The organism is Legionella parisiensis (genome assembly GCF_001467945.1).
In the GTDB taxonomy this organism is placed as follows: Bacteria; Pseudomonadota; Gammaproteobacteria; order Legionellales; family Legionellaceae; genus Legionella; species Legionella parisiensis.
Map to the genome: position 1 here is coordinate 20,568 of NZ_LNYQ01000013.1, position 16,163 is coordinate 36,730.

Here is a 16,163-nt window from a genome sequence, read left to right on the forward strand (position 1 = left end):
GTTGCAGGGGCTTGGCGCAAACCTGCATCAGATAAAGATAAAACGAATAGTGTAAACTATTTAATCAGGGTATCGGCCTGATATTTTTTCTATGGCGCAATCAATCATTGAATCATTAGGACGATACTCTGTTACTTTACAGGATGCGGCATTACTGTGTTCTGTAGTTTGATGTTTCAAAGAAATTTTCATTGAAACACCCCATTGATTAGCGATTTCCGCTCTGAATTATTATTTCAGCACTGCCTGCAAGATAGTGATCTTTGTTCACACGTAAATAAATTATCCGCTCATCTTCCGCGAATGCTACTTCAATCACTCCTTTAACCTGTAACAATTCATTGATGAGATTTAATTTTTTTCCAGTCCAGGAACAGGGCAAAATAAGTGTTGCGATAGACACGTTGGGCTTCATAGAAAAAGAAACAAGTAGCCATAAAACACTTAAGATGGTATTAGTAATAAAAATTCCCCTGCTGCCACTCCATTGATACAAAACACCTGACATTGATCCACCAATAAAAAGTCCTAAAAATTGGCTTGTTGAATAAACACCCATAGCAGTCCCTTTACTGTTAGGGTTTGCCTGTCTGGATACCAAAGAGGGTAATGCCGCTTCGAGAATGTTAAAAGCAATAAAATAAATTAACATGAGGAAGGATAGACTAAGCCAATTTTGAAAACTATAGGCTAATAATAATTGCGCTATTATGATTGTGAGTACGGATAAAATAAAAACACTTTTCATGCGCTTTTTCTTTTCTGCAATCACAATAAACGGGATCATGAGTATAAATGAAATGAGCATAAGGGGCAGATAAAAATGCCATTGCTGTGATAAATGACCCTGTTCTACCTGTTTTCTTAAGATATAGGGGATGGCAAAAAATGTTGCTGTAAGAATAAAATGCTGACAAAAAATGCCTATATTAAGGCGTTGTAGTTGTAGATTAGAAATAACTTGTTTCAATAAAGCGGGATTTGTTTCACTATCAATGTGAAAACGTTCGTTTACAGGTTTAGGAATTACTAAATGAAGCAAACCTATCCCTATAATCGCCAATAAAGTAGTTAGGCAAAAAATACCAGATAGACCAAAGTGATGGGTAATAGCCGGGCTAATTACCATGGCCAAGCTAAATGAAGTGCCTATGGTCATACCTATGACCGCCATTGCTTTGGTACGTTGTTCATCAGGCGTTAAATCAGCAAGCAAAGCAATTAAAACGCTGCCAATTGCACCTGTTCCTTGTAAGGTTCTGGCAAGAATCATCCCATAAATAGAATCAGTAATGGCGCCCAGCAAACTACCAAAAGCAAAAAGGATTAGGCCCACAGTAATCATGGGTTTTCTTCCTATTCTATCGGAAAGCATGCCAAAGGGCATTTGAAGAAGCCCTTGCGCAAGACCATAAATTCCTAGAGCAAGACCCACCAAAGCAGGAGAGGCGCCCTGCAAATTTTCTGCATAAATGCTAAATACAGGGATGAGTAAAAACAAACCGAGCATGCGAAAGGAAAAAATCGCAGCGATAGGAAACACAGTTTTAAACCAAGAATGCTTCATTCATTAATATATATTTATCTTAATCGTGTGCCGATAGTACAAAGTTAGCTCTCTAGAAACAAGATATTTAAAAATTTAATGATCTAATCATTGCTTTATCGGTGAATAAAAATGAAAATGTAGCCTTTGTAACCGTTTGTCCAAAAGTATCAATAGACGGCACTCGGTATTTTGAAATCATATGAGGCGGACCTGGGTTTTATTGGGATAAACTCCACGGGTTTTGTGCGCTTTCACCCGGGTAGATGTAATAGGGATCATGATTTCTTAAGTTGGTTTTTATCAACAGTAGTATTTTTTATTCATTAGATAAATGATGTTGAAGAGGAATGTTCCATGAGTTTGGTTTTTGCGGGTAAAGTTGGGTTAATTACTGGCGGTGCAAAAGGCATCGGTAAGGCGACTGCATTAAAGCTGGCCCAGGCGGGAAGTGATATTGCCATAGTCTATTACAACAGTTCTGATGAAGCCCAAGCTTTAGTTGAAGAACTCCATGTCATGGGTCGTAAAGCAATTGCTTTGCAAGCTAATGTAGCGGATCACCAGTCTGTAAAAGAAATGTTTGCACAATTCCATGAACATTTTAATCGCCTTGATTTTTTAATTAGTAATGCTGCGAGTGGTGTTTTAAAACCGGCACTTAAGATGTCAACTAAGCATTGGCGCTGGTGTCTGGAAACCAATGCTTTGGCATTAAATCATTTGGCTACAGAAGGGCATTCACTGATGCCCAAGGGTAGTCGCATTGTCGCTTTATCTAGCCTTGGGGCCTCTCGGGCAATTCCAAATTATGCATTTATTGGTGCATCTAAAGCAGCACTTGAAGCTTTAGTTCGTTCTTTGAGTCTTGAGTTGGCTGTTAACGGCATTACAGTGAATACTGTTTCTGCTGGGGTAGTTGATACTGATGCATTAAAGCATTTCCCTAATAGGGAACAGTTACTTGATGAGTACCAAGCCCGCTCACTGGCTGATAGACCTCTAACAACACAAGATGTGGCTAATGCCATTTATCTCTTATGCTTACCCGAAGCATCCATGATTAATGGACATACTTTATTTGTCGATGCAGGGTATAGTCAGGTTGGTTAATGCCTTGCCACTCTTAATTTTGTGTCTTTAAAAAAATATATGGTATAATTTCGGGCTTTGTAAATTAGCTGATTTCTGAGGGCAAAATATGAATGTAGCAGACGTTTATCCTAAAGTTAGAGAAATTGTTGCTGATGTGCTAGTAATTGATGCAGAAGAAATATCTCTTAACAGTCGATTGATAGCAGATCTAGGCGCTGAATCTATTGATTTTCTTGATTTAGTTTTCCAATTGGAAAAAGAATTCAAAATTAAAATTCCTCGTGGTCAATTGGAAAAAAATGCACGAGGTGATTTGGCAGAAGATGAATTCGAGAAAGGTGGTATCATCACTGAACAAGGTTTGATTGCATTGCAAAATTATTTAAGTGAAGTTCCTGCAGAACAATTCAAGTCAAATATGAAAGTCAATGAAATACCAATGTTATTTACCATTGAAACGTTTTGTAAATTAGTCGTTGCTGCGACCAAGGAACAACAAACCGCTGGAGCTGAGGTTTAATTCTGGTGTTACTAAAATCTAGAGAATAGGGCATAATAAATACTGATGAGATTCTTATTTGTTGATCGTATAGTAGAGTCATCTCCTGGACAGTTGATCCGTGGAGTCAAGCATGTTACATCAAATGATGCATTCCTCACAGTTGATGAACAGGGGCGTCCCTGTTTTATCCCTTCTTTAATCGGAGAAACACTAGGACAATTGGCCGCATGGAATGTGATGGAGCTGCAGGGTTTTACCCGTAGGCCTGTTGCTGGTATCGTCGCCAGTGCGTCCATGCATCGGCGGGCTTTTGTAGGTGAGACATTATTGCTTGAGTCAGTTATTAAACATATAGATGATTCGGTAATGCAATACCGGAGCGAAGCCAAGGTGGGTAATGATCTTGTTTTTCGCATTGAAGGTGCTTTGGGCCCTTTACTACCAATGGCTGATTTTATTGATGTGGATGAAGTAAGGCAGCAGTTTTCTGAAATTAATCGTCCTGGGGATTGGTCAGTTATTAGCCAGGAGAGTGCACCAGTATTGAACGATGACATCATTATGGGTTTGGAATTGCCCGTAATGCCCATGACTTTTGATAGAGTTTGCTCCAGTGAACCAGGGGTTAGTTTAATCGCTGAAAAAAGAATATCACGAGCAGCACCTTATTTTGCGGATCATTTCCCTAGGAAGCCCGTATTACCTCTGACGGTATTATTGGAGTGTAAGTTAAATTTGACCTATGAATTTATTCGACGTGCGGGATATTCAGTTCACTATAAAGTGAGTGAATTGCGCAGAATAAAAATGAATGATTTCGTCTATCCGGGTGATATTCTTGAGTGTTTTGTAACTGTCAAAAAACAAACAGAAGATGAGTTGATCCTGGCTTATCGTAGTGAGGTGGCAGGCAAGCGTGTTTGTGTTGTGGATGTAGTACTTAATTCCCAGAGGTAAATAAAGTGAAAAAAAGACGAGTGGCTATTACAGGTTTGGGAGCAGTTTCTCCTTTAGGACTTGATGTGCAGTCCACATGGTCCAATTTATTGGAAGGTCGGTCGGGCATTGCTGAAATCAAGCAGTTTGATGCCAGTGCTTTTCCAGCTTATATTGCGGCTGAGGTGAAAAATTTTACACTCGATCCCAAATTAACCACAAAACGTAGTCGCTTTTCTGTATATTTTACACGATATGCTCTTGAGGCAGCGCAACAAGCGTTTGATGATGCGGGTATCTTGCCTACAGGACAAACGGCAGCACAGTGGGGTGTAGTTACAGGCAGCGGTATGATGACTGCTGAGTTTGACTATCTGTCTCGATTTCAACAATCTTGTGCTCAAGATGGTGAAGCGGATTGGGAGAAATTACTTGCGGACACGCGAGAATTTTACAAATTATCTGATTTTGGTAAAACAACTCCAAACTCAGGGTTATCTTTATTGATTCAACAATTTGGAATTAGAGGTTATGCTTCCTCGGTACATACAGCGTGTGCTTCGGGAGGACAAGCTTTAGGGTTGGCAATGCAAGTTATTCGTCGAGGCGAAGCGGATTTTATGCTGGCTGGCGGATTTGATTCAATGATTAATCCTTTGGGGTTATCCAGTTTTTGCTTATTAGGTGCATTATCTACTTATAATAGTACACCTGAAACAGCGAGTCGACCTTTTGATGCAACACGTAATGGTTTTGTCTTGGGGGAAGGTGCTGCTTTTTTAATTTTGGAAGAATGGAGTAAAGCAAAAGCGCGCGGTGCTCGTATTTATGCTGAGCTAGCCGGCGAGGGGAACTCCTTAAGCTCTTATCGAATTACTGATTCACATCCAAATGGTGATGGAGCTATTCAAGCAATTGAACGCGCTCTCCAGGATGCTGGAGTACAGGCTTCTGATGTGGATTATATTAATGCACATGGTACTTCGACCAAGATGAATGACTTAAGTGAAACGAATGCAATTAAAGCAGTTTTTGGGGAATATATCGGAAACTTGCCTGTAAGTTCGACCAAAAGTCAGACCGGACATTTGATTGCTGCAGCAGGGGCGCTGGAGGCTGTATTATCTGTTAAATCTATAGAGCAGGCCCAGATACCCAAGACTGCTAATTTAACGACTCCAGATCCAGAATGTGATTTAGATTATGTAGTTGATGGGCCGCGTGAACGTTCTTTAGGTGTGGTTTTATCCAATTCTTTTGGATTTGGTGGCTCAAATAGTTGCTTGTTATTTAAGCATCCTGAGTTTGAAGGAGCAGGTCTATGAGTCAGAGCAATAGAGTATTCATTACTGGACGAAGCGCCCTAACTGCATCAGGCGCTACTGCTGATGCTACGTGGGATGCGATTCTTTCTGGTAAAAACGGAATTGCTAAAATGACCCACTGGGATTTATCAAGTTGGCCTCATGGATTGGCTGGAGAGTTAAAAGATTTTAATCCTGCAAAAATGTTACCGGATCGTAAGTTGCTGAAAGTTATTTCACGACAGGATGTGATGGGAATTAATGCTGCGGTACAAGCAATCGAACACAGCCAAATGATTGCTTATCGCGATACTCTTGATGTCCCTGATTCGTTTAATGAGCAAACCGCTGTTTTTGTGGGCTCTCCTGGAAATAAATATTTTCAACAGTATGATTTTTTGCCTTTGCTGGCAAAAACTCAAGGTGACATGCAGCAATTTGCAGGGCAGCTTTTCGAAACTGTTCATCCAATGTGGTTATTGCGAATATTACCTAACAATGTTCTTGCATATACAGGGATTACCTATGAATTTAAAGGTCCTAATCATAATGTAACGAACCATGCAGTGGGTGGAACGCAAGCTTTGTTGGAAGCATATCATGCTATTAGTAGTGGTCAGGCAGAGCGGGCAGTGGTTGTTGCATATGATATAGCTGAACCCCAAGCCTTGTTTTACTATGAACAATTAGGTGTATTAAGTCATCAACATTTAAAACCTTTTGATGAAGCGCATGATGGCACAATTTTAGCTGAAGGTGCGGCTGCTTTGATATTGGAAAGTGAAGCAAGTATGCAAGCACGCTCTGCAACGTGCTATGGTGAAATTATTGGTGGATTATCTACTACGGAAGCAGAAGGGTTATTTTCTCTGGATGCAAGCGGACAACAACTGGCAGAGTTGATGCAGCGGACTTTGGAGCTTGTTAATGTAAGCGCTGAGGATTTAGGTTTTATTGTTGCCCACGGTAATGGTAATAGTAAATCAGATTATAGCGAATCTCAGGCAATACAAAATGTTTTTGCCCAGAAGCAAATTCCAGTAACCGCATTCAAATGGTCTATGGGACATACTATATGTGCTTCCGGGCTGATCGACGCAGTAATGACAACTTATGCGCTTTCATCTGGTTGTGTGCCTGGTATTGCTAATTTGCAAAATATTGCATCCAGCTGTAAGGGTCTATCTGTAAGTGCAGAACATCAGCCTCTAAAAAGAGGGCCTTATGCATTGACGATTAATCGCGGGTTTGCCAGTATGAATGCTTGTTTGGTGATCAAAGCTTGTGACTGAATTAGAACGAAAAATTAATGAATTGCCTATAAGCTTACCGGGTCGGTTCGTCTATAAATTTTTACCTTATAAACGACAGGTCATTATGGCGAATATTGATCGCGTTTATGGTGATCAATTAAATGATGCACAAAAAAGGCGGCTTGCTGTATCTTATTACTCCCATTTACTTAAATCCTTTAAAGAAGCAATTCAATTGCGTTTCATGTCTGAAGATAAGTTACGCAATCAAGTCGAGGTTCGTGGCCACGAGAACATGTTAGCAGTTGTAGCGCAACAAAAAGGGGTTTTGGTTCTTACTGGACACTTTGGCAATTGGGAAGTTGCACCAATAGGTGGTGTATTAAATTTTAAAGAATTTCAAGGGCAGTTTCATTTTATACGTCGTACCCTATCAATCAAATTTATTGAACGAAGCTTATTTAAGCAATACTACCAAGTAGGTTTAAACGTTATTCCTAAAAAGAATTCTCTAGATAAGGTTTGTGGTGCTTTGGAACAAAATCATGCGGTCATTTTTGTTCTTGATCAGCATGCTTCTTTGGTTAATCGAGACGGCATTGCTGTAGAGTTTTTTGGAGTAAAGGCAGGTACTTATCGCAGCTTAGCGACTTTATCTCGCTATACTGGAGTCCCAGTAATTCCTGCAGCGGGTTATAGATTGCCTAATGGAAAGCATGTCTTGGAATTTTATGATCCAATCCCTTGGACAGATTATGGAAGTGCTCAAGAATCGCTATACTATAATACGTTAGCCTATAATCAAGCTTTAGAACGCATTATTTTAGCTCATCCCGAGCAATGGAACTGGATGCATAAGCGATGGAAACTTAAGTCGAAGTAACTCCTTTGCCACTGATTTTTTTTTTAAAAGAATCAACATGTTCCACTTCAAAAGGCTCCTCATCTCTTGCAGGATTTTTTATTTTTGCAAAAAAGCCTTCTGCCCAATGTAATGCACTTTGTGCATATCCAGCAGCTTCACAAGTATATTCGGAAAGCACTTTAGTTGCGCTTGCTACAAAGTCAGTGCTTTCTGAACTTTTTAAGGGTTTGATACTGGGTTTGATTACCAGTTCCGGCAGTAGACAATTTAGTTCGTTGGAAACATAGCGCAGATGGTCTGAATCTTCATTGATCTGCGCAAGTAATGAATCTACATCACTGCGAGGTCTTTCTTTTAACATTATCTCCAATAGACGAAATTGATTGATAATGAATGGATTCTGATTGTCTTTTAACCATCGATAAAGTTCCTCATTTTCTTCTTTACGCTTCATTATGTAATGATATAGGCGGTGAAGTCTTTGCCTTGTGCTTAGCTCTTCTTTAGGTGCTGTTTGTAACGAGTAACTATCTAATGCCTTAATAATGTCTTCAAATTTTTCTTGTGTTAATGGTAGATTGATTTCGTTTAATAAATCCGGAAGATCTTTCTCTTCCTCCCGAGTTGGGATGGATTTTTTTATCCAATCTTTTGATGATTTTTTATTCTTCTCCCTAAGCCCCAATGATTCTGGAATGACATAATCAGGGGAGTTAGATTTAAAAAAACCAGTCCATCCGTAAGTCCAACATCGTTGGATCCATTTAATCAATCCAGAAAAAAAACCTTGTTCTTTAGTAAAACGTAACTCATGCTGAGCTTCGGAAAGGGCTTTTTGGGCAACGAGAATAATTTCTGAATTTTTTTCAGAGTTCAAATTTTTTAGTGCCAAAGTACACAAATCAATAACTCTTTGATAATTTTCTTTTCCACCACGTAGGCCAAAATAACGAATGATCCTTTTTGCATCAAATAAAAATAATTGATAAGTAACTTGCTCATCAAAAAAATCAGGGTGGTTTAAGAAAGCAGCAAATATTGCTTCCTTTATTGTTCCATCTAACTCAGAACGTCCTAGCATGAAACCAATATGGTGTATTGCTTTGGCCCGAATGTTGCGATTTTCTGATTGCTGATAAAAATCCATATAGTCATTGAGCAGTTTCCCAATTGATCCAGAGTCGCCTTTATAGTGAATTAAAAAATACTCAAAACAATTAATCAACTTGTCATGTTTGATTATACCATCTATAAAGGGGTTTTCATCGGGATGAGCTGATGATGATGGTCTTTGTTCTTTTACTCCTCCACTAGGAAAAAGTGGATTTAAATGAACATTTTGCAGCATTCTTTGAATGTTAATGCGATTATTTTGATAAAATAATGCAACATTTCCATTGAGCGCATTATTTCTTAAATAGCGGTTTGTTAAATGAGCTGTTCTTTTTGCTAACTCTCTAAATGCCAATTTATCGTTCAGGAAAAAAAATAACTCAATTGCTTCGAGTGAAAAAGAATGGTTTTTATCCAATAATCTTTTAGATAATTGATTAATATAGTTTGCATAGGCTTTATTGTAATGTCCATTAAGATAAAAGCGCATTGCCAAAATCAAATGAGATTCTTGATTTGCATGATCTAGGAATTTAATAGGTAAATTATTAAATAATCCCAAATGCTCAATAATATTGATAATGACTATTTCTTTCTGATTGGGTTCCATTTTACTCAATTCATCAATGATATTGTGCCCAGCAATATTCATTAAATGAGCCAAGATGTAATGGGAATTAGGCATGGAGACAAAATGAGTGAGCCAATAAGTTAAAACCTTGTGTCTTTCATAGAGTGGGTATCGTTCGATTAAAGCTTCTATTTGTGTCATGGTTAACTGATGAAAATGAGGAACAGAGCAAAGAATACTGACCGCTGCTTCGGGTTCTAATTTGCTGATCAATTGAGTAGATAGCGTTGTTAAATCTAATTGATGAATCAAAGAGTTAAGACGCGAAGGAATGTAGAGATCTGAAAGAATCAATCTGTTTAATAATGAGTCCCCTTTTAAAGAGGATAAGAATTCTTTTTGACTTAACAAGTGAATAATCAAGAGAGATTTTGCTTTTGAATTTTTGACTGTTTGAATGGATTCAACAATATTGGGGAGCGTCAAATTTCCTTCTTCAAGAGTTGTTAAAAATTGGGCTTGGCTTCCTATATCCTTATTGATTTCTGTTAAATACTCTGGGTTTCCCATAGCCGCTTTGAATAAATCAAAACTTTGTATTTTGCTTCCTGTCATGGCACTCTCCTTTTAGCCAAGCACCAGCTTCCAAAATAGACTTCTTCCAAAAACTTACTGAAGTGACAAATTGCGTCGTCGATGCGGTGCTCGAATCCTCATAGGACTGCGTATACGCTCAGGTTCTGCACTCTGCTTTCTCTTCGCACTTCTCTTGCTTCGGCGAGTTTCGAAAGAAATTTTATATAAATTTTGGAACGATGCGAGTGTGAGGCGTTCTTTCAGGATAACTCTTTGTAAATAAAATTCAATACTTGTGTTAATTTTGCATAAAGACGGCATTGCATGAAAGATATATCAACAGAATTGGTGTCCTAATATATGTTCTTTAAAATAGGATACCTTCATAAACAAAAACGGCTGGGCCAGTCAGAATGATTGGTTCATTAAATGTTGGCCAGTCAATAAACAAATCACCGCCAGGTAAGGTGACCGTGATTTTTTTGTCTAGTTGATGGTATAAACGACCCACAGCGGCCGCTGCAACAGCGCCACTTCCACATGCTTGTGTTTCTCCACAGCCGCGTTCATAAACTCGTAATTTGATATGCTTTGGGTTTACAATTTGCATAAATCCAACATTTGCCTGCTCAGGAAAGTCTGGATGCAGGCTAATTTGTTTCCCAAGAGTATGAACTGGTGCAGCTTCCGTATTCTCTACTAATAATACTGCATGTGGATTGCCCACACTTAGTGCATGGAAACTTATTTTTTGATTATACGCAAGCTCCAAAGAATATAAGGAAGCTTGTTGTTTTGCTTTGAGAGGAATGGCTGAGGGGGTTAATTGTGGAATACCCATATCGACACTGACACTTGAGTCTGTATTGATATGTAATTTCATCTGTGTAGTGGACGTTGCCACAGTTAAGTGATTTTTGTCAGTTAACCCATAGTATTTTGCAAATAAAGCAAGGCAGCGAGCTCCATTCCCACATTGACCAACTTCCTGACCATCCCCATTGAAAATTCGATAGTTAAAGTCGATGCCATCCTGCTGGCCTGATTCAATAAGTAAACATTGATCAAAACCAACGCCGGTATTGCGCTGAGCCATACTGGCGATTTGTTGTGGACTTAGATCGATTGTTTGATGGACTCCATCGATCACTATGAAATCATTGCCTAAGCCATGCATTTTGGTAAATTTAATTTTCATATTTTTTGCCCGTTGCGTCACTCATTACTCACTACTTGTGGCATTTTTTGTTGATTCTGGCAAATAAAGAGCTCCTTTTTGTCCACAACCTAATAGGAATATGGTTATGCAAATCATAAATAAAAAGTAAATTCGTTTCATTGGAAAAGTTTTTAACCGATCAAAGAGTTAACTATCCATTTATTTAAATAAAAATTCAAGTAATACAAACTATATTACTAAGCCATCATTGCGAATTACTTCTTCATTAACATCGTCATCCTCAATCGATAGATCAAGATTTTTTCTATATTGACTCATTTTTGAGACAACATTCTCTCCAGAAGATTGCCAGAAGTACATCGATTTTGTCGATGAATAGCCTGCATAAGTATAAACGGCGAGTGCAATTAATCCTAGGCCAAGACTTGCAAGAATTCCTACGGCAATTAAGGTATTTTGAAAATATCGTTCCCAGTCGGCATCACGATGTTTTTTGAGTTCTGCTTCAACACGGCCCAATTTTTTGTAAAATACGCGCAAGCGCATTTCAGGATGAGGGTATTTTTCTTGATTCTGCAAAACATTAAGCAACCCGGTTGTTCTTTTGATTTTGATATTTAGTTTATCATCTTCTTTTTTTATTTCATCATCTTGTTCTAACTCTTTAGGTCTATGGGATAATTGAGACTTGAGTAACGCTAAATATTCATTTGTTAAAGGAATCAGCTTCTTGTTAATGAGCAATAAATACTCTGCTTCTTTATCATCATTCAGCGCGGCTCGGTATTCGTTTTTTTTGCTTCTTTCAGCTATTAATGCAACTTCCTTTTCCGCTATTTGCTCCTGCATCGTGTCGATGCGAGCAATTAATTGCCGATTTTGCTGATCTAAATCAGCATTTTCGTGTTTGAGTCTATCAACGACACCGTATTTATTGATAGCATGTCGTTCGACTAACTCTTGGAAGGTGCCTTTTTCCGCAGGCGCAGGGAGGGCATTGGGTCTGTCTCGATAAAATTTTTGTGCAGCGATATCGATTAGTGTTTTAGCTTCTTTTCGGAGGGATAGTTCATGCTTATTGAAAATAGCTTCCTCAGAAACAAATAATCGACCTAGTGCTGCAGTGTCATTAATAAAGATTCCGATCTGATGAAACAATTTCTCAAATTCACTAAAAGAGCTCCCATAATGATCTTCAAATCGAGCTGTTAGTTGTTCAATTAAACTTTCTTCAGTTTCGTTTTTAGGTAGTTTTCCGTCCAATTGCCGGCAAATGTAAGCTATTTTTATAACTATTGGATAATCGGCTAATTGAGCAAATTCCTCGCTTTCGAAAATCCTAATAATTTCCGGATTAATTTCTGTACCTGAATAACTTTCATCTTTATTAATCTGAGTCAATAAGGAGTTAAAAAAGTGTTTTAAATTGGTATCAGTTGGTGTTTGCAAACGATTCAATTCTTCTTTAAAGTTTGCGTGTTGTTGTCCAACCGTCTGAGTAATTCCTTTTAAACTTAAATCAATCAGGTTTACTACAAATTCTTTTATGGTTGGATTTTCAATTTTTAATAATTCATTAAATTCTTGAAATATGTCGATGATTGCTGCAAAAAGATCTTCTTTTTCTTTTTGTTTGCCATTTTCGCTCCAATCATCGTTTAGATATTGTTGGTTTACTCTTTGTATTAAGGCGCCAAAAGAACTTAAAACATCTTGGCGTGCAGTTTCACTGTCAAGTATGGCTGTTGCTGCAATTGAGTGCTCAGTAAGAGAAGATGAAAGATTAGATATTTTTCTAATGTTTTTGGATAGGACATTTTGTGCTGATTTAATCAATGCAGCCAAACTATAATCTTCATGTGAATCAACTTGGAGTATTTTAAAGAAATACTCTTTCATTAATGTACTGTGTTCTTCATTAACATATCCGATACTTTTGGGAAAAACTTCTGTTAAAAGACCGTATTTATGGCCAGTGCGCAGCATTTTTCTTTGGGGGGCGACTCCCATAAATGTGTAATGAGTCGCATTAAACGCTTCATATGCTGCTCTATTTTCATAAATTTTGTCATAGAGCTTGCGAAATATAGTTGGAAAATCAAGCTTTGCTACATTGATGCCTTCGTTAATGTGTATTTCTTCCAGAAATGAGAGATATTTTTTACCTAAGCCAGTTGGCTCATGAAAAATTTCTCGTGCATCTTTAAATGCAACCCCATGTGATGTTAAAAAATTAAGTAATTTAAAAATCATTAATTTTTGAACATGAGTCGCTTTGGTTTTATCTGGGGAAACGACGACGTTTTGCTGGGATGTATCAGTTCCAGCAGAGCCTGTACCGTGATGTCCTGGGAGGGTATGTCGAACTATTGTTTGTTCTGAATTCGAAGCCTCAACAAAGATTGGGGTAAAGCCCCAATCAGAGCGTTCATTTTCGTAATAGACAAATTCAGCATGTTTAACAAAAGATGGGAGAGTAAAAAATCGGTCGTCATACCATGTTACTGGCCAACAGTCTCCAGGAACTGGATCAATGATAAAAAGATTCATTGATGCATCAGCAATATTAGTTTTTAGTGCATTAAACCATCGCTCTTGGTCTTGTTTGTCTGTAGGTAATTGAGTTAATAAAGACTTAATGATATCAGGAGTATTATTAAATGGTTTACCACTTTTTCGTGCAGTTTGTTGTTGCGTGAGCCCTTTGATTAATTGTTCAAAATTTTCACAGGACTGAATGGCTTTCTTTATCGCATCGAGTTCATGGGCGATCAGAATGGATTCAACGCCGCCTCTACTATGTGCAATATCATTAAGCTTAGTTTGTCCACGGACAAGAGCATTTAAAGCAATACCAAGGCCAATCCCAATTTTTTCGCCAACATCGCTTCCGTCTGTTTTTGGCCCATTAACAACAACGACTTCTGAAGATTGATAAGGAGCAAGTTGTTTGCGATTAATTAGAGGGGTTTCTTCTGTTTTAATCAATGTAGAAACAATACTTAGAGTTTCTCCCTTAGGATAATATTCCTGAACTATATCCCCTTTTTTTAGGGGTTTAGGTTTTTTCTTGCTTTTTAGAGAGGGAGTATATACTGTATCCGTCCCCAGCATCGTAAGGGTAAATGGTTCTTCTTTATCAAACATCTTTTGCCGCTAATTAATTCACACTATCGAACTATAATTCATGTTGAGTAAAAATGGAATAGAATGGGCGGTATTCGTGATTTCATATTAATCATTTTGTTTGTTGTTCCGTCAATAAAAATTTCTATTAAATATCGGGAGTATATAACTTGCACTGTGTTGATGCATTAGCGATAATTTCTCTTTTTTGTCTGTGAGGGGATTTGTTTTGAATGTATTTATAAATGAGTCACAGGCTCAAACACAAGCATGTGTTATTTGGATGCATGGTTTAGGGGCTGATGCTTCCGATATGATGAGTTTAGTCGATCAGTTAACGATTACTGATGTAGAGATACGCCACGTATTTATTAATGCACCCCAGAGGCCAGTAACATTAAATGGCGGGATGGTGATGCCTGCTTGGTATGATATTATCGGTGTCAAATTAATTGATAGAGAAGATAAAGAAGGAATTGAACAATCAGAGTTGCTGATTCGTAAAGTTATGGATGAACAACTAAATGATGGTTTTGCCTACAATCAGATTTTCCTGGCAGGATTTTCACAAGGGGGAGCTATGGCATTACATACGGCTCTTCATACACCGGCTCGTTTAGGAGGAGTTGTCGCCTTGTCTGCTTATTTGCCTTTAGCTGTGCATAGCAGGCCAAATCTGGATAAAAGCACACCTTTTTTTATGGGGGCCGGACAATTTGATCCCCTGGTTTTACCTCAATGGACTGAATCAAGTAAAGATTGGCTATTGAAAAAAGGATATGAACATATTTCTTACTATAAATATCCTATGGAACACTCAATTTGTTTTGAGGAAATTACAGAGCTTAGTCTTTGGTTTAGACATAAAATTCGGGGAGAAGCATAATGCCCATAGTGAAAAAGTCACGCACGGTCACTTATACGTGCGAGCAAATGTTTTCGTTGGTGAATGAAGTAGAGCGTTATGCGGAATTTCTACCTTATTGCGCAGAAAGCTTAGTGCATCATCGTGATGAAGATGAGGTGCAGGCCACTTTAGTTATTGGTGCTGCCGGTATGAGTAAGTCCTTTACCACACGTAATCGGTTGCAAATTAATAAGATGATAGAAATTCGTCTTGTTGATGGTCCATTCAGTCATTTAGAAGGTTTTTGGCGTTTTGATGAAGTTGAAGAAGGGTGCAAAATCTCGTTTGATTTAGAATTTGAATTTGCAGGACGAATGTTTTCCATGTTGCTTGGTCCTGTATTTGAGCAAGTAACGGATAAAATGGTTGATTCATTTTGTGAGAGAGCCAAGGTAATTTATGGTGAAGGTTGAGTTAGTTTATGTGGCTGTAGACAAGACCACGGTGCATATGACTTTAGATCTCCAACAAGGTGCAACAGTTTTTGATGCACTTGATGCATCAGAGATATATAACACACATCCAGAAACACGAGAAATGCCTGTAGGGATTTATGCAAAACAAGTTTCTTTGCAACAGGTACTTCAAGAAGGCGATAGGATAGAAATATACAGACCTTTGGTTTTAGATCCCAAAGAGAAACGACGTCAAAAGGCAACAAGTACTCGTCGTCGCGTTTAGCTCCTCTAAGCAGACTCTGAATCTTATCCACATCGCTACCGACGTCCCGCCGCCACTAACAAGTCGTGGGACGGGCATGAATCTTCAGTTTTATTTAAGCTACGCAAGCATTAGGTTATTCTTGATTGATATTGGGGTGATTAAGTGACGCCACACCTGGTTTTAGTTTGCTGCGTTCTATATGCGTCAGGGTATTGTTGCGGAAATATAAACTGACTGTAGACATAGTCATATATCCATGACCTCTACGCCAGGTGTATGCATAGTCCCAGCGATCATTATAAAATGTGGGGCTTAACAAACTGGTTCCCATTAATATAGCAACATCATTCTTACTCATTCCTATTTTGAGACGGTCAATTTTTGATTGTGGTAATAAATTCCCTTGCTGAACTACTCGTCGAGATAGATCAAAAGAGGAACATTGGGTAAGGGTTAAAGTAAATACAATTCCAAGTAGAAAAATTATTATTCTCATTATTTTGCCTATCGTGAAAAATTTCGCCAT

Annotated in this window: 16 protein-coding genes; 9 read left to right on the top strand and 7 right to left on the bottom strand. The window is 38.2% G+C overall.

Going from position 1 to position 16,163, the window contains the following annotated elements; genetic code table 11:
* Window positions 1-60 precede the first annotated feature (60 nt).
* On the bottom strand, window positions 61-192 hold the full coding sequence (locus Lpar_RS19530) for a hypothetical protein (RefSeq protein ID WP_272947090.1): 132 nt from the start codon (window positions 190-192) through the stop codon (window positions 61-63).
* A gap of 16 nt (window positions 193-208) precedes the next feature.
* On the bottom strand, window positions 209-1,567 hold the full coding sequence (locus Lpar_RS06145) for an MFS transporter (protein WP_058517113.1): 1,359 nt from the start codon (window positions 1,565-1,567) through the stop codon (window positions 209-211).
* Between the two features lie 336 nt (window positions 1,568-1,903).
* On the opposite strand from Lpar_RS06145, the gene fabL reads away from it, so the two are divergent.
* From fabL to Lpar_RS06175, 6 genes are all read left to right on the top strand, one after another.
* Complete coding sequence (gene fabL, locus Lpar_RS06150; protein WP_058517114.1) at window positions 1,904-2,659, top strand: enoyl-[acyl-carrier-protein] reductase FabL; 756 nt, start codon at window positions 1,904-1,906, stop codon at window positions 2,657-2,659.
* A gap of 88 nt (window positions 2,660-2,747) precedes the next feature.
* Complete coding sequence (locus tag Lpar_RS06155; RefSeq protein ID WP_058517115.1) at window positions 2,748-3,161, top strand: acyl carrier protein; 414 nt, start codon at window positions 2,748-2,750, stop codon at window positions 3,159-3,161.
* 45 nt (window positions 3,162-3,206) lie between these two features.
* On the top strand, window positions 3,207-4,100 hold the full coding sequence (locus tag Lpar_RS06160) for a 3-hydroxyacyl-ACP dehydratase FabZ family protein (RefSeq protein ID WP_115341270.1): 894 nt from the start codon (window positions 3,207-3,209) through the stop codon (window positions 4,098-4,100).
* A 5-nt stretch (window positions 4,101-4,105) separates the two neighbouring features.
* Window positions 4,106-5,404: a beta-ketoacyl-[acyl-carrier-protein] synthase family protein gene (locus Lpar_RS06165; protein WP_058517116.1), complete on the top strand. Its 1,299-nt coding sequence runs from the start codon at window positions 4,106-4,108 to the stop codon at window positions 5,402-5,404.
* On the top strand, window positions 5,401-6,675 hold the full coding sequence (locus Lpar_RS06170) for a beta-ketoacyl-[acyl-carrier-protein] synthase family protein (protein ID WP_058517117.1): 1,275 nt from the start codon (window positions 5,401-5,403) through the stop codon (window positions 6,673-6,675). The genes Lpar_RS06165 and Lpar_RS06170 overlap by 4 nt, the downstream gene beginning before the upstream one ends.
* Window positions 6,668-7,519, top strand: coding sequence for a lysophospholipid acyltransferase family protein (locus Lpar_RS06175; protein ID WP_058517118.1), 852 nt, complete (start codon window positions 6,668-6,670; stop codon window positions 7,517-7,519). The genes Lpar_RS06170 and Lpar_RS06175 overlap by 8 nt, the downstream gene beginning before the upstream one ends.
* Here the strand turns inward: Lpar_RS06175 and Lpar_RS06180 are convergent.
* The 4 genes from Lpar_RS06180 to Lpar_RS06190 all read right to left on the bottom strand — a co-directional run bounded on the left by Lpar_RS06180 (window position 7,506) and on the right by Lpar_RS06190 (window position 14,088).
* Window positions 7,506-9,800 carry a hypothetical protein gene (locus tag Lpar_RS06180; RefSeq protein WP_058517119.1) on the bottom strand — a complete coding sequence of 765 codons (2,295 nt, stop codon included), beginning with the start codon at window positions 9,798-9,800 and terminating at the stop codon, window positions 7,506-7,508. The two genes, Lpar_RS06175 and Lpar_RS06180, sit on opposite strands and share 14 nt — an antisense overlap.
* 328 nt (window positions 9,801-10,128) lie before the next feature.
* A complete protein-coding gene (gene dapF / locus Lpar_RS06185) occupies window positions 10,129-10,959 on the bottom strand; it encodes a diaminopimelate epimerase (protein ID WP_058517120.1) in 831 nt (276 codons plus the stop codon).
* A 24-nt stretch (window positions 10,960-10,983) separates the two neighbouring features.
* Window positions 10,984-11,100, bottom strand: a complete 117-nt coding sequence (gene lptM, locus Lpar_RS18445) for an LPS translocon maturation chaperone LptM (protein WP_082650343.1) — start codon at window positions 11,098-11,100, stop codon at window positions 10,984-10,986.
* Window positions 11,101-11,169: 69 nt separating this feature from the next.
* On the bottom strand, window positions 11,170-14,088 hold the full coding sequence (locus Lpar_RS06190) for a hypothetical protein (RefSeq protein ID WP_058517121.1): 2,919 nt from the start codon (window positions 14,086-14,088) through the stop codon (window positions 11,170-11,172).
* Window positions 14,089-14,296: 208 nt separating this feature from the next.
* Between Lpar_RS06190 and Lpar_RS06195 the strand changes: the two genes are divergently transcribed.
* The 3 genes from Lpar_RS06195 to Lpar_RS06205 are packed head-to-tail and all read left to right on the top strand — an operon-like array spanning window position 14,297 to window position 15,655.
* Window positions 14,297-14,953: an alpha/beta hydrolase gene (locus Lpar_RS06195; protein ID WP_082650344.1), complete on the top strand. Its 657-nt coding sequence runs from the start codon at window positions 14,297-14,299 to the stop codon at window positions 14,951-14,953.
* A complete protein-coding gene (locus Lpar_RS06200; RefSeq protein ID WP_058517122.1) occupies window positions 14,953-15,387 on the top strand; it encodes a type II toxin-antitoxin system RatA family toxin in 435 nt (144 codons plus the stop codon). Before Lpar_RS06195 ends, Lpar_RS06200 begins: the two co-directional genes overlap by 1 nt.
* Window positions 15,374-15,655: an RnfH family protein gene (locus Lpar_RS06205; RefSeq protein WP_058517123.1), complete on the top strand. Its 282-nt coding sequence runs from the start codon at window positions 15,374-15,376 to the stop codon at window positions 15,653-15,655. Before Lpar_RS06200 ends, Lpar_RS06205 begins: the two co-directional genes overlap by 14 nt.
* Before the next feature lie 115 nt (window positions 15,656-15,770).
* On the opposite strand, the gene Lpar_RS06210 is transcribed toward Lpar_RS06205, so the two are convergent.
* Window positions 15,771-16,163, bottom strand: a complete 393-nt coding sequence (locus Lpar_RS06210) for an outer membrane protein assembly factor BamE (protein WP_058517124.1) — start codon at window positions 16,161-16,163, stop codon at window positions 15,771-15,773.